The 23,347-nt window shown below is 67.3% G+C and carries 18 protein-coding genes; 7 read left to right on the top strand and 11 right to left on the bottom strand.

The annotated features are described in order from the left end of the window. Positions 1 to 210: 210 nt before the first annotated feature. The 5 genes from ABFX18_RS05760 to ABFX18_RS05740 all read right to left on the bottom strand — a co-directional run bounded on the left by ABFX18_RS05760 (position 211) and on the right by ABFX18_RS05740 (position 4,964). The gene (locus ABFX18_RS05760) at positions 211 to 1,704 is read right to left on the bottom strand and encodes a recombinase family protein (RefSeq protein WP_346057699.1); all 1,494 of its coding nucleotides are present in this window, start codon (positions 1,702 to 1,704) and stop codon (positions 211 to 213) included. Positions 1,705 to 1,722: 18 nt separating this feature from the next. Continuing rightward, on the bottom strand, positions 1,723 to 2,544 hold the full coding sequence (locus ABFX18_RS05755; RefSeq protein ID WP_346057698.1) for a DNA-processing protein DprA: 822 nt from the start codon (positions 2,542 to 2,544) through the stop codon (positions 1,723 to 1,725). After that, complete coding sequence (locus ABFX18_RS05750) at positions 2,541 to 4,097, bottom strand: YifB family Mg chelatase-like AAA ATPase (protein WP_346057697.1); 1,557 nt, start codon at positions 4,095 to 4,097, stop codon at positions 2,541 to 2,543. Before ABFX18_RS05750 ends, ABFX18_RS05755 begins: the two co-directional genes overlap by 4 nt. Beyond that, complete coding sequence (locus ABFX18_RS05745; protein ID WP_336661572.1) at positions 4,094 to 4,510, bottom strand: YraN family protein; 417 nt, start codon at positions 4,508 to 4,510, stop codon at positions 4,094 to 4,096. The genes ABFX18_RS05750 and ABFX18_RS05745 overlap by 4 nt, the downstream gene beginning before the upstream one ends. A 130-nt stretch (positions 4,511 to 4,640) precedes the next feature. Next, positions 4,641 to 4,964: a DUF2469 domain-containing protein gene (locus tag ABFX18_RS05740; RefSeq protein WP_090148195.1), complete on the bottom strand. Its 324-nt coding sequence runs from the start codon at positions 4,962 to 4,964 to the stop codon at positions 4,641 to 4,643. Positions 4,965 to 5,073: 109 nt separating this feature from the next. Between ABFX18_RS05740 and ABFX18_RS05735 the strand changes: the two genes are divergently transcribed. From ABFX18_RS05735 to ABFX18_RS05720, 4 genes are read left to right on the top strand one after another with little or no spacing between them, the layout of a single operon-like run. Next, complete coding sequence (locus tag ABFX18_RS05735) at positions 5,074 to 5,724, top strand: hypothetical protein (protein WP_090149651.1); 651 nt, start codon at positions 5,074 to 5,076, stop codon at positions 5,722 to 5,724. Continuing rightward, complete coding sequence (locus ABFX18_RS05730; protein ID WP_346057696.1) at positions 5,721 to 7,313, top strand: DNA polymerase Y family protein; 1,593 nt, start codon at positions 5,721 to 5,723, stop codon at positions 7,311 to 7,313. The genes ABFX18_RS05735 and ABFX18_RS05730 overlap by 4 nt, the downstream gene beginning before the upstream one ends. A gap of 59 nt (positions 7,314 to 7,372) precedes the next feature. After that, positions 7,373 to 10,837, top strand: a complete 3,465-nt coding sequence (locus tag ABFX18_RS05725; RefSeq protein WP_346057695.1) for an error-prone DNA polymerase — start codon at positions 7,373 to 7,375, stop codon at positions 10,835 to 10,837. A 47-nt stretch (positions 10,838 to 10,884) separates the two neighbouring features. Next, positions 10,885 to 12,201: a nicotinate phosphoribosyltransferase gene (locus ABFX18_RS05720; protein ID WP_090148189.1), complete on the top strand. Its 1,317-nt coding sequence runs from the start codon at positions 10,885 to 10,887 to the stop codon at positions 12,199 to 12,201. Positions 12,202 to 12,212: 11 nt separating this feature from the next. On the opposite strand, the gene ABFX18_RS05715 is transcribed toward ABFX18_RS05720, so the two are convergent. The 3 genes from ABFX18_RS05715 to ABFX18_RS05705 are packed head-to-tail and all read right to left on the bottom strand — an operon-like array spanning position 12,213 to position 15,120. Next, a complete protein-coding gene (locus ABFX18_RS05715; protein WP_090148186.1) occupies positions 12,213 to 12,485 on the bottom strand; it encodes a DUF3039 domain-containing protein in 273 nt (90 codons plus the stop codon). A gap of 29 nt (positions 12,486 to 12,514) precedes the next feature. Next, positions 12,515 to 14,086: a hypothetical protein gene (locus ABFX18_RS05710; protein WP_346057694.1), complete on the bottom strand. Its 1,572-nt coding sequence runs from the start codon at positions 14,084 to 14,086 to the stop codon at positions 12,515 to 12,517. After that, positions 14,056 to 15,120: an ABC transporter ATP-binding protein gene (locus ABFX18_RS05705; protein WP_346057693.1), complete on the bottom strand. Its 1,065-nt coding sequence runs from the start codon at positions 15,118 to 15,120 to the stop codon at positions 14,056 to 14,058. The genes ABFX18_RS05710 and ABFX18_RS05705 overlap by 31 nt, the downstream gene beginning before the upstream one ends. Before the next feature lie 129 nt (positions 15,121 to 15,249). Here ABFX18_RS05705 and ABFX18_RS05700 point away from each other — a divergent pair, with 129 nt between their 5' ends. Together ABFX18_RS05700 and ABFX18_RS05695 are read left to right on the top strand one after the other, a co-directional pair. Beyond that, entirely contained in the window at positions 15,250 to 16,038 is a 789-nt protein-coding gene (locus tag ABFX18_RS05700; RefSeq protein WP_090148177.1) for an ABC transporter permease, read from the top strand. Between the two features lies 1 nt (position 16,039). After that, the gene (locus ABFX18_RS05695) at positions 16,040 to 16,816 is read left to right on the top strand and encodes an ABC transporter ATP-binding protein (RefSeq protein WP_336661567.1); all 777 of its coding nucleotides are present in this window, start codon (positions 16,040 to 16,042) and stop codon (positions 16,814 to 16,816) included. Positions 16,817 to 16,877: 61 nt separating this feature from the next. On the opposite strand, the gene ABFX18_RS05690 is transcribed toward ABFX18_RS05695, so the two are convergent. After that, positions 16,878 to 18,110 carry a CDP-glycerol glycerophosphotransferase family protein gene (locus ABFX18_RS05690; protein WP_090148174.1) on the bottom strand — a complete coding sequence of 411 codons (1,233 nt, stop codon included), beginning with the start codon at positions 18,108 to 18,110 and terminating at the stop codon, positions 16,878 to 16,880. Positions 18,111 to 18,187: 77 nt separating this feature from the next. Between ABFX18_RS05690 and ABFX18_RS05685 the strand changes: the two genes are divergently transcribed. After that, the gene (locus ABFX18_RS05685) at positions 18,188 to 19,246 is read left to right on the top strand and encodes a glycosyltransferase family 2 protein (protein WP_346057692.1); all 1,059 of its coding nucleotides are present in this window, start codon (positions 18,188 to 18,190) and stop codon (positions 19,244 to 19,246) included. Here ABFX18_RS05685 and ABFX18_RS05680 read toward each other — a convergent pair. Together ABFX18_RS05680 and ABFX18_RS05675 are read right to left on the bottom strand one after the other, a co-directional pair. Beyond that, positions 19,243 to 21,606, bottom strand: a complete 2,364-nt coding sequence (locus ABFX18_RS05680) for a CDP-glycerol glycerophosphotransferase family protein (RefSeq protein WP_346057691.1) — start codon at positions 21,604 to 21,606, stop codon at positions 19,243 to 19,245. The genes ABFX18_RS05685 and ABFX18_RS05680 overlap by 4 nt on opposite strands. Positions 21,607 to 21,741: 135 nt before the next feature. Continuing rightward, a complete protein-coding gene (locus ABFX18_RS05675) occupies positions 21,742 to 23,343 on the bottom strand; it encodes a S1C family serine protease (protein ID WP_346057690.1) in 1,602 nt (533 codons plus the stop codon). Positions 23,344 to 23,347: the final 4 nt, after the last annotated feature.

Below are 23,347 nucleotides of genomic sequence, written 5' to 3'. Positions count from 1 at the left end.
GCGCATACACGCACGAGTAGTATAGCATCGTTGTTGATACCACGCAACAAACATTGTCGCAACTCGCCAAGATCCCGGGAGTGTCGATTTGATTACGTGTGCACAGAAGCCGATCTCTGGGGCTTTGTTCTGACCTTGGTCAATTACCTAAGGCTTAACCTTAAAGTCCTTTAGAAAGCCGCCCGGGAGCTCTCAAAGGGGTATATGCGGCTAGTGCACCTTAGCTGCGGCCGCATCCCACTCTTCCTCGGTTGGAACAGGGTCAAAATCTGCATTCAAACTGTGTGCGATCTTATGTTTGATGACGGTGCGCTGACGGTTCTTTCGACCCGGATAAAGGGTTATATCGATGAGTCCTTCCACCAGGTCTCGCTTCACATCAAGCTGTAGCTGAGAAAAAGCGGCCCGCATCTCTTTCGGACTCGGGCCAGAATCGAGACTTAATTTCCCACTCGCGTTCTTCTGAAATACGGATTCCGCTGCAGCAGCAAGCATCCATCGTGCTCCGTGCTGCACGCGAATCATTTCGAGCTGCCCCTCTAGTTCGACTTTCTCAGCGTCAAGCTTGCGGAGAGTCTGATTCAGTACAGCCACACTTGACGGACTTTCTAGCTTTACAAAAGTCTCTGTCACCGCAACCATCTTCTCGTTAATCATCTCGATTCTCTTCCGAAGTGGCATTGGATCCGTAAGGCGGCTCTTTCCAGCGAGAACAGCGGAAGGGTGAGATTGCAGTGCGTTGACCACGTTCTCGATAACTAAATCCTCAACGGCGACGTCTGATATTGAGGGATGGCCTTTTACTGGTGTTCGGCAGTAATACATCTTGCCCGTATGGCGCATCTTCTCTCCACACGTGCCGCAGATCATTAGACCTGTGAGAAGGTGTACCGGCTTTGGCCCGGGACTCCTATAACGTTCCGGCTCTTCCAGTACGTCCCTCACATCGTCCCAAAGGTCGGTCTCAATTATTGTGTCGACGTTTACGGAGTCCCGCCAAACACCGTTATGGATGACCGCCCCTCGGTAACACGGGTTCGAAAGGATGCTCCGCACCCTCCTGGGGGTCCAAACGGACACCTTGTCGTGGAAAGGAACCTTCCTAGAAGTTAAGTCTGCAGCGATAGAACGTATGCTACGTCGAGCCCGTGCAGCTTCAAAAATCTCCCTGACAATAAGGGCTTCGTCTTTTCGAATCTTCGTGTTGCCAAAGATTCCCTTAGATCGATCAGCAGGCAAATACCCGTAGCGTCGCTTACCTGCAATCGGAATGTCGTGAGTGTCTCTGTATTCGTTTGCCCTCAATTGCCGACGAGACTTGAGCCGAACCTCAAAACGCGCGAGAGCAACAAGCATTGTCGCGCGAAACTCACCGTCCGGCGAGTCAAGGTCAATTTCGTCATCAACTGTAAGGATTTTCAGACCACTATCAATAAGCGGAATTAAGTCTGTAATCGACCTCAAGAGACGGTCTAAATCAACACAAACCACAATGTCAATTCGCCCTTCGTGGGCGGCAGCCAGAAGTTGATCCCAGCCCTCTCCCTTTCCTTTTCGGGATCGACTAGCGCTAACTTCGTTGTCCGTAAACTCATCGACCACTTGAAAACGGCGTTCCTTAGCGCGAGCTGTGGTGCGCTCGCGCTGACGTTCTATGCCCTCCTCTAGAAAAACGGACTGTCTCAAATAAAGTGCTGCTCGCATGTTTCTCCTACACTTATATTAAATAATACGATGGAGAAAGCGCCATCGCGTGGGGGCGGCGCCCGGCACCATCTCGGAGCACACCGCTCCGCCATCCGCGATGCGGTCGAGCAGCGACGCGTGCGCCGCGGGGTAGGCTCGATCGGCACCGCCCGCGAGGATCGCGATGGTGGCAGAGCCCGTTGCGAGCGCGGCGCGATGAGCGACGGCATCGATCCCGTACGCCGCACCGGACACGATCGCCAGGCCGGCCGTTCCTGCCGCATCAGCGAGCTCGGCGGTCACGCTCGTCCCGTACCCGGTGCATGCGCGTGCTCCGACGACGGCGAGCGAGGGGTGGGCGAGCACTGTCGCGTCGCCGCGCATCCAGAGCAGCTGCGGGGCGTGCGCTCCCAGATCGTTCAGAGCGGAGGGCCACAGCGGCGACTCCGGGGCGACGAGGCGCAATCCCGCGGCCAGCGCCCGGTCGAGGTCGGTGAGCGTCGCGCCGCGGTCGAGTCGCGGACGCCAGCGCGCGACAGCCGCCGAGAGCGTTCGGGGAGGCAGGACGACCCCTGACTCGCGCATCGCCCGTCCGAGCTGTTGCTGCGCATCCGTCGCAGCGAGCATGTCCAGGGCCGACGGCGCTCCCAGCGCCCCGATGAGTGCGCCGGCTACCGCGTCACCGGGTTCGATGAGCCTGGACCACACGACCCGTGCGAACAGCACATCGGAGATCGCTACCGTTCCTCCGTCGGTCTCGGACGGTCGGTCACCGTTCAGGTCCTGATCCGGAGCGAGCCCGGCGAGCGCCGAGCGCTCCTCCACCCCGGCACGTACGCACGACTTCGACGCGTTCACGCGAGGTCACCTCCGCGCAGCACGAGCGCCTGAGCGACTTCCGTTCGACGCGGCCGATCAGCACCGGCAAGATCACTCACGGTCCATGCGACGCGCAGCACTCGGTCGTAGCCTCGCAGCGTCAACGCTCCGCGCGCCAGCGCTTGATCCAGCACCGCGGTGTCAGCCCGAGGGAGTCGCAGCCGCTGGCTCCGCAGCCAGCTTCCCGGCACCTCGGCGTTCACCGTCCACCCGGTACCCGACCAGCGCTCCGCGGCGATCGCCCGAGCTCTGACGACGCGCTCCCGCAGCTGCGAACTCGTCACCCGCTGCTCATTCGGGTCGTCGAGGAGCACCTTCGACACGCGGTGCAGCGTCAGGCGCAGGTCGATCCGATCTGCCAACGGCCCTGAAATGCGCTGCCGGTAGCTCATACGAGTCCGTGGCGTGCATGCACAGCTCACCGCGGTGTCCGGCGATCCGGCATTGCCGCAGGGACACGGGTTCGCGGCCAGCACGAGTTGCACGCGCGCGGGGAGCACCGTCCGGATGCGGGAGCGGTGGATCTCGATCCGCCCGGTCTCGAGGGGCTGCCGCAATGCGTCGAGCACCGTGCGCGGAAACTCGGGAGCCTCGTCGAGGAACAGGACGCCATGGCATGCGCGAGTGATCGCCCCGGGGCGTATCTCGATGCCCTGCCCGCCTCCGATGATCGATGCAGCCGACGCCGTATGGTGCGGGCTCTCGAACGGCGGTCGGCGCACGAGTTGGAGCAACGGCGAGCCTCCGAGTGACGCGATGCTGCTGGCTTCGAGCGCCGCTTCATCGCCGAGTTCGGGGAGCAGCGTCGGCAGACGAGTGGCGAGCAGCGTCTTCCCCGCTCCCGGCGGCCCGAGCAGTGACACGTGATGCCGTCCGGCCGCGGCGATCACCATCGCTTCGACCGCTTCCGGCTGCCCAACGACGTCGGCGATATCCGCGCGGGCGTCATGAGTCTCGGCCTCCGCTGATGCCGTCGTCGGCGTTTCCGGGCTCACTGCGCGCCCGCGGCCTCGCTCCCCGCGATACCACGCGACGGCACTGGCGAGGTCGGGCACCGCAATGACTTCGATGCCGGGAACGAGCGCGGCCTCAGCGGCGCACGACTCGGGCACCATGGCTCGGAGGAATCCGAGATTCCGAGCAGCGGCCACCGAGGAGAGCAGCCCGGCCGGCCTGCGGAGTGCACCGTCGAGCGCCAGTTCGCCCAGATGGGCGACGTCGGCGAGACCGGTCGCCGGGAGGTGGCGTGATGCGGCGAGCGCGGCGAGCGCGATTGCGAGGTCGAATCCGGAGCCGTGCTTGGGGAGCGATGCCGGGGCGAGATTCACCGTGATGAACCGATCGGAAAGCGGCATACCCGCCTGCGAGGTCGCGGTGCGCACGCGCAGTTTCGCTTCCGCCAGCGATGCGTCGGGGAGCCCGATGATGGCGATCCCAGGGAGCTGCTGCGAGATGGCGGATTCGACCATCACGGTGGTGCCCTGGAGCCCAGTGAGTGCGATGGACGCTGCTCGGCACACGATCCCGCTCATGAGATCCCGCGCAGATGGTCGATGTGGGGTGCGGTGCCGGCGCGCAGAATGATGCCGACCGCGTCGATGCGGAGTCCGGAGGCGGGTTGCTGATGCACCCGAACCCAATCCAGGAGCAACCGGCGCAACCGCGCCGCCTTGCGCGCGGTGATGGCCTCCAGCGGGGTGCCGTAGCCGTCGCCGCTGCGGGTCTTCACCTCCACCGCGACGACGACGCCGTGATCAGTGACGACGAGGTCGAGCTCCCCGTGGCGGTTTCGCCAGTTGCGGTCGACGATCCGGCAGCCGAGCCCTTCGAGGTACTCGCCGGCGATCGCCTCGCCGCGAGCACCGAGCGTGCGGTTTCGGTGAGGCGTCTCCCCTCCGGGAACACCTCTCTGCGTGCCGTGCGTGCGTGCTGTTGTGCGCTCCATGATGCACCTCCTGGCATCTCAGCATGGGCGCGATGAGGAGGGCGTGGAGCGAGTGCGCCACGGCTTGTGGAGAAGTGAGAGGTTCGCACGCAATCAGTGCGATGTGAGCGGAGACCGCCGGCAGACGAGGCTATTCGTCGAGCGCGAGCTCCTGCGGCAAGGAGAACTCGCGAGCAGACAGCTCTTCGACATTGACGTCTTTGAACGTGAGCACGCGCACCGACTTCACGAAACGATCGGCGCGGTACACATCCCACACCCAGACGTCGGTCATGGAGAGCTCGAAGTAGAAGTCGCTTCCCGCATCCTGTCGCTTCAGGTCGACATCGTTCGCAAGATAGAACCGCCGTTCGGTCTCGACGACGTAGCGAAACTGGCTCGCGATGTCGCGGTACTCGCGAAACAGCGACAGTTCGGCTTCGCGCTCGTAATCGTCTAGCTCGTCCTCGTTCATCCCGTCCATCCTACGCCGTCCGCAACGCAGGATTCGAGCCGTCGTTTCAGCGCGACGCGCCAGCGGTCACGAGATTGACTTATTCGAACATATGTTCGAATATACCTCCATGAACTCCCCCGCGACCGTCCGCTCGTTGCAGCAGCGCATCTCCGAGATGCAGCCGGTGCGACTCGACGCGCGCGTACTCCCCACACTGGAGGGCTTGCGTCCGCTGCTTCCAGGTGGATCATTGCGGATGGGGGCGAGCTACGCCGTGCGGGGGTCACGGCAACTGGCGCTCGCGATGCTCGCAGAGGCGTCGGCTTCTGGGGCATGGTGCGGCGTGATCGGCGACGCATCGTTCGGAGCGGAAGCCGCCGCTGCACTCGGCATCGCACTCGATCGGTGCGTCGTCATCCCGCATCCCGGCGAGGATGCGCTGGGACTCACCGGCGCGCTCGCCGAAGTGCTCACCGTCTTGCTCCTGACCCCGCCCTCCCGGCCGAGTCCCGGCGAAGCCGAACGCATCTCAGCACGGTTGCGCGAGCACGATGCGGCACTGGTGGTCTCGGGCGAGTGGCCGCGCCCGGAATCCACGCTGCACGTCACCGCTTCGCGGTGGAACGGACTGGGTCACGGTCACGGGATGCTCGCGAATCGCGAGCTGGTGGTGCAATCGCAGGATCGCCTCGGTGCGCGGCGGCACACCGTCCGATTCCAGCACGGGGCCGTCGTTGCTCCCGGCACCGCTCCCGTCAGGCGTCTGGGCGCACCATGATCGCGGATCGCACCCTCGTCTTCTGGGTTCCCGACTGGCCCGTGCACGCTCTCCTCCGCGACGACGGGGCCGATGGGCTGTCCCTGGATGCTCCGCTCGCACTCATCGCCAACCGCCTCGTGGTCGCCTGCTCCGCAGCCGCCCGCGGGGACGGCGTCCGCACCGGTCTCCGAGAACGCGAAGCGCAGACGCGCTGCCCCGAACTCGCCGTGTATCCGCATGACCCCGAGACCGATGAGCGACGGTTCGCCCCCATCGCAGCGGCGCTCGAACAGCTCGTACCGGGCGTCGAGGTGGTGCGGCCCGGTCTCTGCGCCATGCGGTCACGAGGGCCGTCTCGCTATTACGGCGGGGAGACCCCCGCCGGAGTCGCAGTGCTGCGGCTCGCCGAACAGCTGGGGCTTCCCGATGCTCGCGTCGGGATCGCGGACGGTCGATTCACCGCCGAGCAGGTCGCGCGCTCGGCGTCGACCGACCCGGGCATCTCTGCCCCGGCCGCGGGACTCCGCATCGTCGCGCCGGGCGCCTCACCCGCATTCCTCTCCCCGCTCCCGGTCTCCAGAGCTGCGGAGGCCGGTCTTGCCGAGACGCTGCAGGGGCTCGGCATCCGCACGCTCGGCGCGTTGGCCGCGCTCCCCGAGGATGCGGTCCGCCAGCGCTTCGGGCCGCAAGGTCTGGCTGCGCACCGGCGCGCGTCGGCCTCCGGCGCCGGCCACGGCGCCGAGGTGCGCCCGCGGCAACCGGTTCGCGAGCTCTCGGTGGAGATGTCGTTCGACACTCCGATCGACGCTGCCGATCAACTGGCATTCGCGTGCAGCGCTCTGGCAGAACGGTTCATCGGCGGGCTGACGGAGGATCGTCTGGTGTGCACTGCGCTGCGCGTCGAGCTCACCGATGATGTCGGGGCGCAGCACGAGCGCGAATGGGCTCACCCCAGGCATTTCACGCCGGCCGATACCATCGGCCGCATCCGTTGGCAGGCTGCGTCAGCGGCCCAGCAGACCGAGCGCGGTGGTGCCGGAGTGACCAGGGTGCGCATCACACCGGTGCACACCGATCACCTCGCCGCCCACGAACCCGGTCTGTGGAGCACGGAGCCCGACGAGCGGGTGCATCACCATCTCAGTCGCGCACAGAGCCGTCTCGGGCACACCGGCGTCGGAACGATCGCGCTCGCGGGCGGGCGCCTCCTGGCGGATCGGCAGCGCTTCGTCCCCTGGAGCACCACGCGCGTCGAACGCCCTCATGCACGAGCCTCGGCATCCGGGCCCTGGCCCGGAGCACTCACCGGCCCCGCGCCCAGCCGCGTGTTTCCCGAATTGGTGCCGGCAGCACTCCTCGATTCGTCAGGCACGGCGGTCGGGATCGATGCGGATGATCTGCTGACGGCGGACCCCGTCCACCTGCGGGTTGCCGCAACCGAGTTCGACGCTCCCGTAGCGGCCTGGTCGCCGCCCTGGGCTGTACGGGAGCGGTGGTGGGAGGGGGCTCCCGCGCGCTTCCGCGTGCAAGTGCAGCTCGCCGATGGCGACGCCTGGTTGCTGGTCTTCAGCACTGGAACGTGGGCGGCCGAGGGCCGCTACGACTGATCCGCCGATGAGTGCGGCATCCCGAAACACTGTCCGATCCATCCGCGTCCGGAGGTCTCATGCGCTGGAGCAATTCCTCGCTCTCATGGAACGAGTTCGAGCGGCGGCTCTCGGGCCGCGCCCCTGACTCGGTCGGAGGCGACGAGGATGCGGGAGCGGACTCCGCCGAACCGACTGCCCCTGCTGCGCCGAGCACTGATTCGGTCGTGCCCTACGCCGAACTCCACGCTCACTCCCATTTCAGCTTTCTCGATGGAGCGTCCTCCCCCGAGCAGCTCATCGCCGAGGCAGCGCGCCTGCGGTTATCGGGCATCGCGCTCACCGACCATGACGGCTTCTACGGTGCCGCGTCGTTCGCCGACGCCGCCGACGCCGCCGACGCTCGTGCTCGGCAGTCCGGGGAGACGGCCCCGCTCACGGTCTACGGCGCCGAGCTCTCGCTCGGCCTCGACACCCCCCAGCTCGGGGTCGCCGATCCCATGGGCTCTCATCTGCTCGTGCTCGCCCGCGGCGCGAGCGGCTATCACCGGCTCGCCGCCGCCATCACCGAGGCTCAGCTCGGCGGCGGCGAGAAGGGGCGACCGGTCTACGATCTCGAGGCCCTCGCTGCTGCGGGCGGGAACGAATGGGTGATCCTGACGGGGTGCCGCAAGGGATCGGTGCGCCGCGCGCTCGACGGCGCAGCCACCCGCGCCGCTGGCGATGCCCAAGCGCTCATCGAGCTCGACCGGCTGACCGCGCTCTTCGGGCACGACAATGTGCACGTCGAACTCAGCCACCACGGGCATCCGGATGACGATTCACGAAACGACCGTCTCGCCGAACTCGCAGCCGCTCGCGGCCTTCCCACTCTCGTGACCGGAAACGTGCACTACGCCACCGCTGCCGATGCGCCGCTCGCCGAGTCGATGGCTGCGGTGCGCGCACGGCGGAGCCTCGCAGAACTCGACCCGCACCTCCCCGCCTCCGGTGCCGCCCATCTGCGCAGCGGCGCCGCGATGCTGCGACGCTTCGCCAGGCACCCCGATGCCATCGCGCGCACGGTCCCGCTCGCCGAGGAACTCGCCTTTCCGCTGCGCGCGGCTCGACCGCGCCTCCCGAAGCTCGACGTGCCGGACGGTCACACGCAGATGAGCTGGTTGCGATCCCTCGTCTGCGCCGGCGCCGAACGACGCTACGGCATCGCACTGCCCGAGAGCCATCGGTCTCGCATCGAGCGGGAGCTCGAAGTCATCGAGCAGAAGGACTTTCCCGGCTATTTCCTGATCGTGCACGATCTCGTTCGCGAAGCACGCAGCAGGGAGATTCTGTGCCAGGGGCGCGGATCGGCGGCGAACTCCGCAGTCTGCTTCGTGCTCGGCATCACGTCGGTCGATTCGATCTTCTACGGACTCCCGTTCGAGCGCTTCCTCTCGAGTCTGCGCGACGAGGAACCCGATATCGATGTGGACTTCGATTCAGAACGACGCGAAGAGATCATCCAGTACGTCTACGAGCGCTACGGGCGGCGCAATGCTGCGCAGGTCGCGAACGTGATCACCTATCAGCCGAAGGCGGCGATCCGCGACGCCGCGAAAGCCCTCGGATACAGCGCTGGCCAGCAACGCGCGTGGACGCGCGGTCTCGACCGCCATCGCACCATCGAGGAGGATCCGGAGAGCCCGATCCCGCTCTCCGTGCAACGACTCGCCCAGGCGTTCCAGAAGGCGCCGCGGCATCTCGGCATTCACTCCGGAGGCATGGTCCTCACGGAACGGCCGGTCGGTGAGGTGTGCCCCATCGAGCACGCACGCATGGAGCACCGCACCGTGCTGCAGTGGGACAAAGAGGGGTGCGAAACCATGGGTCTCGTGAAGTTCGACATGCTCGGACTCGGCATCCTCAGCGCACTGCGGCACACCTTCGACAGCATCGCGCAGTCGACCGGCGAGCAGTGGACCTTCGACACCGTGCCGAAAGAGGAGGCCGGGGTGTACGACATGCTCTGCCGGGCCGACGCTATCGGCGTCTTCCAAGTCGAGAGCCGTGCGCAGCTGAACACGCTCCCCCGGCTGCTTCCGCGCAAGTTCTACGACCTCGTCATCGAAATCGCTCTGATCAGGCCCGGCCCCATTCAGGGCGGCGCAGTGCATCCGTATCTCCGACGCAAGAACGGCCAGGAGGATGTCGTCTACCCGCACCCGAAACTGGTGCCGGTGCTCGAACGCACGCTCGGCGTGCCGCTCTTCCAGGAGCAGCTCATGCAGATGGCGATGACCGTGGGCGGGTGCAGCGGCGAAGACGCGGATCTGCTGCGCCGATCCATGGGCTCGAAACGCGGCCAGGAACGCATCGACAGCCTCAAAGCCAAGCTCTTCGACGGCATGGCCGACAACGGCATTACGGGCGACGAGGCGACGCGGATGTACGAGCAGATCGAGGCGTTCGCCGGATTCGGATTCGCCGAAAGTCACTCGATCAGCTTCGCACTGATCGTCTACGTCAGCTCCTGGTGCAAGCTGCACTACCCGGCCGCGTTCCTCGCAGGTCTGCTGCGCGCGCAGCCCATGGGTTTCTACAATGCGCGCTCCCTCACCGAGGACGCCCGCAGGCACGGCGTCGAGGTGCGCCCACCTGACGTGCAGCGTTCCGAAGCGCTCTCGAGCCTCGAGCCGCTCGACCCAGGCCGATCACCCGAACCGTCCGCATCGGAGGCCGACGCCGCACATGAACGTCGCCCGCCGACCGGCTCCGACGACTGCCTGGCGCCGCATCACCCGGAACCTGGCCCGTTCGTCCGCGACGCTCCAGACACGAGCGCCCTGCACCGCAGGGACGGAGCGTTCGCGGTACGGCTCGGGCTCACCGAGATCCGCGGCATCGAGCGCGAGACCGCGGAGCGCATCGCGCGCGCCCGCGCCGAAGCGCCGTTCCAGGACCTCGCCGATCTCGCCCGCCGGGCGGACCTCGATCGCACCCGGCTGGAGGCGCTCGCGGCATCCGGGGCGTGCGAGAGCCTCGGCCTCGACCGCCGCGAGGCGCTGTGGGCCGCAGCTCCCGCCTCAGACAACCGCGAACGATTTCTTCCGGGCATCGCGGTGCACGTGCAACCCCCACTGCTGCCCGTGCTCAACACCGCCGAGCAGACTGCGCTCGACCTGTGGACGACCGGTGTCGCCACCGGAACGCATCCGCTCGCCCTGCTGCGCGACGGGCTCGATGCGCGCGGAATCATCCGGTCGGATCGCACCAGGCACACCCCGCCCGGGTCCGTCATCGAGGTCGCGGGCCTCGTCACGCACCGGCAGCGACCTGGCACCGCGAGCGGCATCACCTTCCTGACGCTCGAAGACGAGTCGGGTACGGTCAACATCGTCACCTGGGCGCAGGTCTGGGCGCGCAATCGGCTCGTCGCCCGCGCGTCACCCGCGCTCATCATCCGCGGGGTGCTCGAACGGTCGCCCGAGGGCGTGGTCAATGTGATCGCGCAGACATTCGAACCGCTCGCCGCCCCGATCGGCGTGAACTCCCGCGACTTCCGGTGATCCACGATCGCCCGCGCCGCCGATGGCCGACCGGCTAAGCTGACTGCGTGCATACCTCGACGGCGCTGCTCACCGATCACTACGAGCTGACCATGGTCGATGCGGCGCTGCAAGCCGGCACCGCTCACCGGCGCAGCGTGTTCGAACTCTTCGCGAGACGGCTCTCCGGGGCTCGACGCTACGGAGTCGTCGCCGGCACCGGGCGCCTCCTCGAAGCCATCGAGCGCTTCCGATTCACCGACCAGGAGCTCTCGTTCCTGAACGAGCAGCAGGTCGTCAGTGCACGAACGCTCGACTGGCTCGCCGATTTCCGGTTCACCGGCAATATCTGGGGGTATCCTGAGGGGGAGGTCTTCTTCCCCGGCTCCCCGCTGCTCACCGTCGAGTCCAGCTTCGCCGAGGGCGTGCTCCTCGAGACGCTCTCGCTGAGCATCCTGAACGCCGACTCCGCCGTGGCGACCGCCGCCTCCCGCATGGTGCACGCCGCTGCCGGAAAACCGCTTGCCGAGATGGGGTCGCGACGAACCGGCGAGTACAGCGCCATCGCCGCTGCGCGCGCCGCCTACATCGCCGGGTTCACGGCCACGTCGAATCTCGAAGCCGGACGCAGCTACGGCATTCCCACGATGGGCACCGCGGCTCACAGCTTCACTCTGCTGCACGAGACCGAGCGCGACGCATTCGCCGCCCAGATCGCGGCGCTCGGCACCGGGACGACACTGCTGGTCGATACGTACGACATCGAACAGGGCGTCCGCACGGCGATCGAGGTCGCGGGTACCGAGCTCGGCGCCGTGCGCATCGATTCCGGAGACCTTCCCGTCGTCGTCCGGCGCGTGCGACACCTCCTCGACGAACTCGGCGCCACTCGCACGCGCATCACCGTGACGAACGACCTCGACGAGCACACCGTCGCTGCCCTCGCTGCCGCCCCGGTCGACAGCTTCGGCGTCGGCACCTCGGTCGTCGTGGGCTCCGGCACCCCGACGATGGGCATGGTCTACAAGCTGGTCGCCCACGAGGATGCATCGGGTGCGTGGGTGTCGGTTGCGAAGAAGTCGGCGGAGAAGGCGTCAGTCGGCGGCCGCAAGAGCGTGCGCCGTGCACGTACGGCTGCAGGCGTTGCCACGAAGGAGCTCATTCTGCTCGGCGACGGACCCGGAGGAACGAGCGAGGGGCAGGACTCGGACGGGCGAACCGTGCTCGAACCACTCATCGTCGGCGGAACCGTCCAGCCGGGATTCACGGGGCGAGACGGCATCGCTGCGGCGCGCGAACGGCATCGCACCAGCGTGGCGGAGCTCCCCCCGGTCGCGATGAGCCTGACGCGGGGCGACCCCGCGATCCCCACCGAGTACCGCTGAGCGGAGACGCGCTACTTGCGCATCCGCTCGTAGACCCGCTTGCAGTCGGGGCAGACCGGAAACTTCTCCGGATCGCGCGACGGCGTCCACTTCTTACCGCAGAGCGCGCGAACCGGCTTCCCGGTCACCGCCGACTCCATGATCTTCTCTTTCGGGACGTAGTGCGAGAAGCGCTCGTGGTCTCCGTCCTCGATCTGCGAATCCTCGAGCAGCTTCTCGAGTTCGCGGTCGAGCACATCTGTGCCCCCGCCGGTGTCGGAATCGTCGCGTGTGAAGATACCCATGCGCTCAGTCTACTCCGCCGCGGGCGAGCTCAATCGAAGATCTGGGTGACGGCGATCAGCTCGGGTCCGCTGCGATCGAACAGCCATCCGCCGATCAGAACGCCGAGCACCAGCACCACGAGGCCGTACCCGATTCCGAAGGCGAGTGCCCACATGTTCTCCGTGAACTCGACGTCGACCAGCGCGTTGACGGCGAACCAGACCGGAGGCACCGCGAGTACCAGCGCGAGGATCATCGCGATCGTCTGAGCCAGGCCCGAACCGGTACCGGCCCCTTGCGGCTGCACGAAGGGGCTGTCGCCGGGACGCGTCGCCGGGTAGGGCGTCAGCACGGAGAACACGCACGAGACGGCGCACGCGACGAGCAGCACCCCGATGTTCATTCCGACGACGGCCGGAAGGATGCGCCAATCGCCGACGATCGTCACGGTGATGCTCGAGCCGATGACCGCGAGCGGTAGGCCGATCATCAGCACGGGTGCGAGGCGGCCGGCACGATCCGCTCGTCCGCGCGTGCCGCTTGCGACGTGCTCCCAGATCGCCGTCGAGTCCATGGCGATGTCATTGTGCTGCGACCACCCGAGCAGAAGCAGCATGACCGGAAGCGGCACGAGCGCGAGCGTCGTGAGCGGGGCTCCCGCCACCCAGAACGCGAGCATCATGAACACGGGCGCCAGAGGGATCGCGAACAGTGCGACTCGATAGCGCGGATCACGCGCCCAGTAGGTTAGCTGACGGGCAGCGATCACCTGCGCCGGCCGTGCCGAGAACCGTTCGAACCACCCGAGACCGCTGCGGGCGACACCGGGTGAGAGCGGTCGTTCAACGCGCCGGCTCGAGGCGGCGACGAGCGCGAACCAGAGGGCAAGCAGCACGACGATCGCTGCCGCGACGATCGCCAGATACATGCCGGCAGCGTCGAGATCGCCGGCACCAGCCGCTTCGACGGCAGCGAAGGGCGCGCCGAACGGGGTCCAGGCGAGCTTCTCCGCGACCTGGTCGACGGCGTCGAACCCGCCGGGAGCGAACACGGTCGCACCCGCGAAGACCGCGAGCGGCAGGAGTGCGACGATGAGCACGACACCTGTCGTGCGCAGCGCCCCGGCGAACCGCTGCCCGGCGATCAGACGGGACAGGAGCGACATGACCCGTGCGCTCGCCACCGCGAAGAGCGCGGCAAGAATGAAGGCCACGGGAGCCGCCCATGCTGGCTCCTGCCAGGCGGGACGCGTGGCAGCGAGCGCCACGAGCCAGACGACCAGCAGGAAGAACGGCCAGGTGATCACCGACGAGAGGAGCAGTCCGCCCGCGATCGCGCCTGGTCCGGCCGGATACTGGACGAACTGTCTCGGTTCCAGCATTCTGCGGTTCTCGAAGAACGGCACGAGGAACACGCCGAGCAGCACCGCGCCGCCGATGAGAAGATCGACCGCGGATCGTTGCTGAGCGTCGTCGATGAGCACCGTCGGTGCGATCGCCAGGAGTACCGCGGCTGCGGCGAGAATCGCGTAGAGCAGCGTGGTGCGCAGTGCCTTTCCGAACGAACCGCGGAAGCCGCCGCCGAGCAGCGCTACTCGGAGTCGGAAGAACCGGAAAGCCACTCGAGCCCCTTCCTCGCGTCGCTCGCTCCGGTGAGCTGCACGAAGCGTTCTTCGAGGCTCAGTCCATCGCGTACGGCGTCGACGGTTCCCTGAGCGATGACGCTGCCGTCGACGATGATCGAGACATGATCGCAGACGCGCTGAATGAGATCGAGGCTGTGGCTCGACATCACCACGCTGCCGCCGCCCGCGACGTACTTCTCGAGGATGTCCGTCACATTCGCCGCTGACACGGGATCGATGGCCTCGAAGGGCTCGTCGAGCACCAGCACCTCCGGCGCGTGAATCATGGAGCAGGCCAGAGCGATCTTCTTCTGCATCCCGGCGGAGTAGTCCGAGACCAGGCGACCGAGCGCCGACTCGAGCCCGAACGCCTCGGCGAGCTCCGCCGAGCGCGTCGCAACGGCCGCCTCCGGAACGCCGTGCAGCACCCCGCTGTAGTAGAGCAGCTGCGCGCCGGTCAACCGGTCGAACAACCGCAAGCGGTCGGGCAGGGTGCCGATAAGGCGTTTCGCTGCGGGCCCGTCCGTCCAGACGTCGACTCCGCTCACGGTGACGCGACCCGAGGTGGGACGGAGCAGACCGCTGATCATCGACAACGTGGTCGTCTTGCCGGCGCCGTTCGGCCCGACGAACCCGGTGAAGGATCCGGCGTGCACATCGATCGATACGTCGCCAGCTGCGACCAGCGACCCATAGGTCTTCGTCAGCATTTCGGTGCGCAGAACGACGGGATTCTGCTCGGCGATGCGGCCGCGCTCCCGTGCGCGCACGACCGAGGGAACCGGCACCTCGATGCGGCCCGTCCGGGGAGCCCTGGCCGAGGAACGCGGCGCCGTCTCAGCGGCGGGCTCGTTCTCCGGCGCGTGCGCATCGGCGGAGGACGGTTCCGGAGTCGGTTCGGGTGCGGATTCGCCGGCCCCCTCCAACGGTGCGGACGCCGGTGCGCCACCGGCCGTTCGACTGGGGCGCAATCGCGATCCCCCGCTCGTCCCACTCGACATCTCGCCGATCACCGTCTCTTCACTTGGCATCGATCCCCTCTGGGGTTCGGGCTCGGGCAGGGCAGACGGGGTTACGGGCGGCACGGGTTCTAATTTAGCAAAGGTTCGGGGTCGGTTCGTGTGGCCTCGCCGACCGCCGGAAGACGGCAGAATAGCAATGTGACTCTTTCACCTCGTTCTCGGACCCGGCGCACCAGCGCGTGGTCGTCGCTGTGGCTGCTGACGCGGCGCGATCTCAAGGTCCGCTACGCGACGTCACTGCTCGGGTATCTCTGGTCCATCCTCGATCCGCTGCTGATGAGCCTCATCTACTGGTTCGTCTTCACCCAGGTCTTCCAGCGAACGGTCGGCGAGCAGCCGTACATCGTCTTCCTTCTCACCGCGCTGCTGCCGTGGGTCTGGGTCAACGGCGCGATCTCAGACTCCACCCGGGCATTCCTGCGCGATGTGAAGCTCGTGCGCTCAGTCGCATTGCCGCATTGGATCTGGGTCGGCCGAATCGTCTGCTCGAAGGGCATCGAGTTCCTGTTGAGCCTGCCGGTGCTCATCGCGTTCGCGATCCTCAGCGGAGCGCCGGTCGGCTGGGGCATCCTGCTGATGCCGGTCGCCGTGCTCCTGCTCGCCGCGCTCACGCTCGGCGTCGGTTTGATCGTGGCGCCCCTCGTCGTCTTCTTCCGCGACCTGGAGCGAGCCACGAAACTCATCCTCCGAGTCCTGTTCTACGCTTCGCCCATCATCTACGGTGCCGCTGATCTGCCCGAGTTCGCCCGGCCGCTGGCATGGCTCAACCCGCTCTCCGGCATCTTCGCGCTGTTCCGCGCCGGATTCTTCCCCGATCAGCTCGACTGGCCGCTCATCGCCGCATCCACCGCCATGACGGTTCTCTTCCTGGGAATCGGGATCCTCGTTTTCCGTCGCGCCATCGGCGGCGTGTTGAAGGAGCTGTAACGTGACCGCATCGCATCTGGGCGCCCCGGCAGCCGCTCCGGCGGCCGATCGAATCATCGCCGTCGACGATCTGGGAGTGCGGTTCCGCCGCAATCGCGGCTCGCGGCGAAGCTTCAAAGATCTGTTCTCCGGTCGTGCGCGGCGCGGGCGGCCGGGTGACTTCTGGGCGCTGCGCAATGTCTCGTTCGACGTGCGCGCGGGCGAAGCCATCGGCGTGGTCGGGCGCAACGGTCAAGGTAAGTCGACGCTTCTGAAGCTGGTCGCCGGCGTGCTCTTCCCGGATGAGGGCCGCGTCGACGTGAGCGCCGGCGTCGCGCCGCTCATCGAGATCACCGGCGGCTTCGTCGGCGATCTGACCGTGCGCGACAACGTCTGGCTCACGGCCGGTCTGCACGGCCTGAGCAAGCGCACCATCTCCGAGCGCTTCGACTCCATCATCGAGTTCGCCGGTGCGGAGGATGTGATCGACACGCCCTTCAAGCACCTGTCGAGCGGCATGAAGGTGCGCGTGGCGTTCTCGGTCATCTCGCAGCTCGATGAACCAGTGCTCCTCGTCGACGAGGTGCTCGCCGTCGGCGATAAGTCATTCCGGGCGAAGTGCTATGCCCGCATCGAGCAGATCCTCGCCGAGGGGAAGACGCTCTTCCTCGTCTCGCACAATGAGCGCGACCTCAGGCGCTTCTGCTCTCGCGGGTTGTACCTCGATCGCGGTCGGCTCGTGCTCGACGGCGACATCGAAGCCGTGCTCGACCGCTACAACGCCGACCACCCGGTCTGATCCCGCTCCGCGCCCCGTGGTCCGCTTCCCCGCCCGTACCGAGCACTGGCGGGGAACCCGCTCAGCCGAGTCCGCGCTGCGCCCGTTCGGCATCGGCGCGCGTGAGCAGCTCGGCGATCGCGGCGTGGAACCTCTGCGTGGGGGCGCCCGGCGTCGTATCGCCGAAGTAATGCGCTGACCAGGTTCCCAGCCGCTCACGCGCGGCCTCGTCGCCGATCACCCGGTCGAGCACCGCAGCGATATCAGGCGTATCAGCGGCCGAGAGCCACTCGCACACGCTCAGATACCCGGTTGCGTCGACTGCCGCCTCCGGAGAGGCCGGCCGCGTCACCATGAGCGGCCGCCCGGTCGCGAGGCGGTCGTAGACCATGGCCGAGATGTCGCAGATCGCGACATCGGGCAGGCTGAGCTGCCATCCGAGACGCGAGCTCGTGTCGTAGACGTGGTGAGCGGTGGGGTCTGCGCGGTTCGCAGCATCGATCATGGCGATGATCCGCGCATTCGCGGCGCCGAATTCGCTGTCGACGACCCCGCTCCTCGGATGAGGGCGGTACACGACGCGGTGCCGTCCGGTCGCGATCAGGGCCCGGACGAGTGCTTCGCCGTGCGAGGCCACCGATCCGTAGCTCGCGGCCGGCCTGTCGCCCTCCCACGTCGGCGCGTACAGCACGACGGTTCGCTCGTCTGGAGTGAAGGGCGGGGCCCCCTCCAGGTGATCCGTCTGCGGCCGCCCGATCGACATCGTTCGCGCCTCGACATCGTAATTCCAGAGCGCCCGGCTGAGTCGTTCGCGCGCGGCGTCTCCGGCTACGAACGCGAAATCGTAGGTCTGGTACTGGTTGCTCGTCATGTACATCTTGTCGCTCTCACCGTGATTGACGAAGACATGCCAGCGCTGCCCGTACCGCATCATCTGGAAATTGCGCGTGTTCTGGTTGACGTACAGGATCACGTCGAGGCGCTGCTCCTCGAGCACTCGCTCGATCTCGGTCACGCGCTGCACGAACTCGACCGCGAGTCCGCTCTCGCGCATCAGTTGACGCGCGCCCGACGCGTTCCGCGCGAGCACGAGCACCGGCCAACGCTCCGACAGTTTCTGGAGCGGCGCGTACCACTGCCGCATCTGGTAGATGTTCACATCGCTATCGGCGAAGTACACGCCGATGGTGAAGTGCTGCTCGGGTATGGGCCCTCGCTCCTCGATCAGCTGACGCAACTGAAAGTACGCCTGACGCCCTTTGAGCACGCGCTTGCCGAGCCGAAGCGCGCGCTTCACATCTTTCGCCAACTGCATCCTGCAAGCCTAACCGGGTGCGGCGCCGAAGCGCCTGAACCAGTGGGCGCAGGCGTGGAATATGGGAGGATCGACGGGTGCATCTCCCCGCCCTCCCCCCTCTCCCGGCCGTGAGCTACGTCATGCCCGTGCTGAACGAGGAGGGATTCCTGGAACGGGCGGTCCGCACGATCCTCGATCAGGACTACGCGGGCGAGAAGGAGATCGTGCTCGCGCTGGGCCCGTCGACCGACCGGAGCAACGCGATCGCGCTGTCGCTCGCGGCGGAGGACGGGCGAGTCCGCCTGGTGGAGAATCCGGAGCGCGACATTCCAGCGGGGCTCAATCGTGCGATCGCGGCGAGCCGGTACCCGATCATCGTCCGCGTCGACGCCCACTCGGAACTCACCCCCGATTACACGCGCCTCGGGGTCGAGATACTCGGAAGCCGGCACGCCGCGAATGTGGGCGGCATCATGCGCGCGGCCGGCGCGAGCGACGTGCAGCGCGCCATTGCTCGCGGCTACAACAGCCCCTACGGGCTCGGAGGCGGCGCGTACCACGGCGATGGGGCGGCCGGGGAGGCGGAGTCGGCGTATCTCGGAATCTTCCGCCGCGAGGCCATCGATGCAGTGGGCGGGTATGACCGCGAGATACTGAGAGGAGAGGACTGGGAGCTGAACCTCAGGATCCGCAGGACCGGCGGTCTGGTCTGGTTCTCCCCCGCGCTCGGCGTGACCTACTGGCCGCGCGCGAGCTTCGCCGACCTGGCGAGGCAGTTCTTCGCCACTGGAACATGGCGCGCGGTGCTCGTGCGCAAGTACGGTCGCGCGAACCCGTGGCGATTCTTCGCCCCGGGCGCTCTCGTACTCGGACTGACTGCAAGTACGGGCGCCCTCGTCCTGCTGACCATCGGCGTCCTGCCGTGGGCATCCGCCTGGACGGTGCTGCTGGTGCCCATGGCCGCCTACCTGGCCGGGATCGGCGTCGCCGTCTTCCGCATCCCCGATCAGCGCGGCATCCGCGATCGGCTGCTCACCGCGACGACGCTCGTCACGATGCATCTCAGCTGGGGCGCGGGCTTCCTGCGCGGCATCGTCTTCGGCGGCGGACGCATCTTCGGTCGTGGCCGCGTCGTGGACCGGTCGCGCGTCTAGAGCGAGGATCGCGCGACGAGAGCGTCCACCACTCGAGATGCGGCTCGGCCGTCGTCGTACGGAGTGAAGCGCTCCCGCCATGCTGCGGCAGCCGGCTCGTACTGCCGCAGCCATTCGGCGTCCGGTCCGTCTTCCGCGAGGGCGCGCGCATGCGAGACGATCTCTTCGCGGGCGGCGAGGAGCGGCCCCGGAGCATCGCGCTCGAAGTCGAAGGTGAAGCCTCGCTCGCGGTCGCGGTACGCGGCGAGATCGGGCACGAAGAAGAGCATCGGCGTTCGCGACACGGCGGCATCGAACATGATGGACGAGTAATCGGTGACGAGCACGTCGGCCGCGAGGATGACGGTGGCGGCGTCGGGATGCCGGGAGGCATCGATCACGCGCGCGTCCGCTCCCCCGTACCTCCCGAAGTCGTGGGTTCGCGTGTGCCCTCTGGCAACGACCACCCACTCATCGCCGAGTTCTTCGGCGAGGCTTCGTACGTCGAGTTCATCGACGAGGGTGACGCCTCGGTCGCGCCAGGTGGGCGCGTACACGAGCACGCGAGCGTCGGGCGGTACGCCGAGCTCGGCACGGGCGAGACGAACCGCCACCGGATTCACCGTGTGGCCGGCGAGCGCCTGCGCGAGACTGTCGTCCCGCGGGTACCCGGTCTCGAGAATGTCGCCCCGGAAGGCGTAGCTCGTGCGGAACTGCTCGGTGGAGTGCGGGTTCTGGGAGAGCATCAGACTCCATCTGCGGCTCTCACGGAGCACGGCGATGCGTGTGCGCAGTCCCACGTTCGGACGCCCGAGCGCCAGATGCTTGAGCATGGTGCCGTGCCAGGTCTGCAGCACGGTCTGCCCGCGCCGGCGGCGGAAGCCGTAGCGCAACCAGTCGTTGACGATCAGGAGCCGCGCGTACCGGCGAGCCGCGAACCATTCCCTGCCGCCGACCAGCACGGGCACCGCACCCTCCGGCACATGCTGACGCTCGCTGACCACGCTCCAGTAGCGAGGCCGATCCGGGAACCGTCGAGCGATCTCGCGATCGAGCGCGAGCGGGTTGCAACCGATCTGGCGTCCGTAGAAGCTCTCGAAGAACACGCCCTCGGGATCGATGAGTTCCGCCGCCGGAGCGCGAAGTCGGGTGATCTCGCCGAGCACCCGCTGTGCCGAGCATCCATCGCGGTACGTGTGGAAGCGTTCGGCGAGCGCACGCGCTTCGCCGATGAGCGCTCGGCGCTCTCCTGGAGCCGCGAGGGCGTCCCAGGTGCGCAGCACCTCCGCCCAATCCCGCGCGACGCGTCCCGACGCGGTCACCTCGAGCGGCTCATACAGGCCACGGGTGCTGCCGTAGCGCTCAAGATCCGGAGCGAACCAGATGATGGGGCGCTCGAGCAGGGCGAAATCCAGCGCGAGCGACGAGTAGTCGGTGATCACGGCATCGAACGCTCCGAGCATCGGCGTGATGTCGCGCAGCAGTTCTGCACCGAGGGCGTGCACGCGGTCGCCGAGGAGAGCGTCGTACGCTCCTCCGCCGAGCGGGTGCGAGCGCACGACGAGATGCGCCCCGGTGCGCGCGCACGCCTCGCGGATGGCCCGCGCCTCCGCGTCATTCGGAATACCGGGGTCAGGATCGCCGTCCCGCCAGGTCGGCGCGTAGAGCACCAGTGCATCCGACTCGGCGATGCGAGCGCCCGCCTGTTCAAGAATCGACCGCACGGCTGCGCGAGCCTGGGCTCCGGCATCGGTCTCCGAGGCTTGCCGTGCGATCGCGTCGTCGCGCGGGTCCCCCAGCACGCGCACCTTGCCGGGAGCCACTCGAAAGGCCGAGCGAAGGCGTTCGGCCGCGAGGGGCGATCCCGCGACGTAGAGGTCCACCTGCCGGGATCCGGCGCGGTACATCCGTCGCAGCAGCGCGCGGATCAGCGGCGGACCGGCCACCTTCGTGGTGACGGGCGAATCGAAGTGGAGGCGCTTGAGCGGGGCTCCGTGCCACAGCTGCACGATGAAGCCTCCGGTGACACCGAAGCGGTTCACATCGCCCAACCCGTGGGTGACGACGATGTGACCGGCCCGCAGCGTCGTCCAGAAGCCTGCCCGGCCGCGCCGCTCCACCGCCGTGAACCCCTCGGCGCGCGCACGGTCCGCTTCATCCGCGTCGGCGACGAGCCAGGCGATCTCGGCGTCCGGCTGCTCGATGCGCAGCCGACGCGCGACGGCGAGCGCACCCTCCCCGACTCCGGCCCCGCTGCCGAATGCCCAGCGGGAACGGACGCGAGGGACGAACCACGAGAGGACCAACGACAGCAGGTACTTCGGGAGGGCGAGGAGCTTCGAGAGGTTGCCGCTCGCGAAGTCGAATCCGGCGGTACTCATCGGTATTACTGTAGGGCATTCCCGCTGGGCGAACCGGCATCTGCAGCGGCTCCGCATGCACATCGAAGTGCCGCGAACGTTCTGCGGGGAACGTTCGCGGCACTCATCGTGCGACGCAGGTCGGGTGTCGGACGATCACCATTCGAGGGTGCCGAGCGTCACCTCGGTCTCGGCTGCCTTGCCGTTGCGCATGTACTCGATCCGCACCGAGCTGTCGCCGGCGTGCATCCGGATCAGCGCGGAGACCGAGGTGCCATCGACCGCTGAGACGCCGTCGACTGCGGTGATCACATCGCCGGGCTTGAGACCCGCTTTCGCTGCCGCCCCGTCCGGAACGACCTCGACGAGCAGGCCGCCCGCGAAGTCCGCGTCCGCATCGGTGTCCTGCGATGAATCGGCGACCGACGCTCCGAGGAGTCCGTGCGACGGCTGCTCCCCCGCGATGATCGAGTCGGCGACGCGGGAGGCGAGATTCGACGGGATCGCGAATCCGAGACCCACGCTTCCTGCGGTGCCTCCGGTCGTCGACGTCGACGCGATCGCGACGTTGATGCCGATGAGCTCGCCCTTGCCGTTCAGCAGCGCGCCGCCCGAGTTCCCCGGGTTGATCGACGCATCGGTCTGAATCACGGGGAGCGTCACGCTTCCCGAAGACGTCGACGGCTGCTGCTCCTGTTGCTGGCCCTCCTCGTCGGGGAGGCCGAAGCGGAAGTCCCAGGGCAGTCCTCCGCCGCCGGAGCCATCGTCGCCGCTGCCGTCATCCGGCGTCGGCTGCTCCTCGATCAAGGGGCTTCCGACTGAGATCCCGCGATTCAGGGCGCTCACGACGCCGCTCGTGACCGTGTTCGCCAGATTCAAGGGTGCGCCGATCGCGACGGTGAGATCCCCCACATCGAGCTTGTCGGAGTCTGCGACTGCTACGGCGGGAAGATCGGTGGCATCGACCTTGACCACTGCGAGATCCGCATACGGGTCCACGCCGACGAGGCTTCCATCGAAGATGCGCCCATCGCTCAGCTTCACGCGAATCGCGGCGTCGCTCATGGCCGCGCCGTCGAGCGTCACCACATGCGCGTTGGTGATGATGTAGCCGTCATCGGAGTAGATCACACCGGAGCCCGAACCGCTCGAGTTGCCTCCCGCGACCTCGAGTGTGACGACGCTGGGAGTGGCGACCGCTGCGACTCCGGAGATCGCGGTCGCGTTCTCCGCGTTGTTCAACGTGATCGCGCTGCTCCCCGACGCACCGGTCGTGGCCGACTGCGGCGCGTTCGCCGACACGACCGCAGCGACGCCGCCCCCCACGACGCCGCCGAGGAGTGCGCCGACCGCGAGTCCGGCGAGGAGCATGCCCGAGCGGTTCTTCGCGTCTTTCGACTTTCCCGAATCGTCAGCACCGCGGTGGTCGTTCGGCCCGCCGGGTGCGCCTACGCCGAGGTCGCCCGGAGCGTGGGATCCGACCGGCATCGCCCCGTATCCGAACGCGCTCGCGTGCTGATCTGCCGGAGCCGTCGGATGCGTCGGTCCGTGCGCGGTCGGTGCGCCGAGGTTCGGCGATCCGTGCGGAGCGTGCGGCTGCGAAGCGGCGCTCTCGGGCAGGACTCGGTCGCCCGGGAGCTGCTGCGTCGGGGCATCCGACTGGGGCACTGGAGTCGACGATGGCTCGCCAGTGCTCGCGTTCTGCGCGGAGGAGGAGATGAGGCGACCGTCTGGGCCGTACTCGGGTGTGGTGCTCATGGGG

This window comes from Leucobacter alluvii (assembly GCF_039530485.1).
GTDB lineage: Bacteria > Actinomycetota > Actinomycetes > Actinomycetales > Microbacteriaceae > Leucobacter > Leucobacter alluvii.
Note: the sequence above shows the minus strand (reverse complement) of the source record. Positions and strands in the feature narration are given on the sequence as shown.

What these genes read in the sequence shown, in the direction of transcription:
- ABFX18_RS05705 (WP_346057693.1), bottom strand. Translation starts at nt 15,120, where the DNA reads ATGCCAAGTGAAGAGACGGTGATCGGCGAGATGTCGAGTGGGACGAGC.
- ABFX18_RS05735 (WP_090149651.1), top strand. Translation starts at nt 5,074, where the DNA reads ATGAACTCCCCCGCGACCGTCCGCTCGTTGCAGCAGCGCATCTCCGAG.
- ABFX18_RS05680 (WP_346057691.1), bottom strand. Translation starts at nt 21,606, where the DNA reads ATGAGTACCGCCGGATTCGACTTCGCGAGCGGCAACCTCTCGAAGCTC.
- ABFX18_RS05675 (WP_346057690.1), bottom strand. Translation starts at nt 23,343, where the DNA reads ATGAGCACCACACCCGAGTACGGCCCAGACGGTCGCCTCATCTCCTCC.
- ABFX18_RS05740 (WP_090148195.1), bottom strand. Translation starts at nt 4,964, where the DNA reads ATGAACGAGGACGAGCTAGACGATTACGAGCGCGAAGCCGAACTGTCG.
- ABFX18_RS05725 (WP_346057695.1), top strand. Translation starts at nt 7,373, where the DNA reads ATGCGCTGGAGCAATTCCTCGCTCTCATGGAACGAGTTCGAGCGGCGG.
- ABFX18_RS05745 (WP_336661572.1), bottom strand. Translation starts at nt 4,510, where the DNA reads ATGGAGCGCACAACAGCACGCACGCACGGCACGCAGAGAGGTGTTCCC.
- ABFX18_RS05690 (WP_090148174.1), bottom strand. Translation starts at nt 18,110, where the DNA reads ATGCAGTTGGCGAAAGATGTGAAGCGCGCGCTTCGGCTCGGCAAGCGC.
- ABFX18_RS05715 (WP_090148186.1), bottom strand. Translation starts at nt 12,485, where the DNA reads ATGGGTATCTTCACACGCGACGATTCCGACACCGGCGGGGGCACAGAT.
- ABFX18_RS05730 (WP_346057696.1), top strand. Translation starts at nt 5,721, where the DNA reads ATGATCGCGGATCGCACCCTCGTCTTCTGGGTTCCCGACTGGCCCGTG.
- ABFX18_RS05750 (WP_346057697.1), bottom strand. Translation starts at nt 4,097, where the DNA reads ATGAGCGGGATCGTGTGCCGAGCAGCGTCCATCGCACTCACTGGGCTC.
- ABFX18_RS05760 (WP_346057699.1), bottom strand. Translation starts at nt 1,704, where the DNA reads ATGCGAGCAGCACTTTATTTGAGACAGTCCGTTTTTCTAGAGGAGGGC.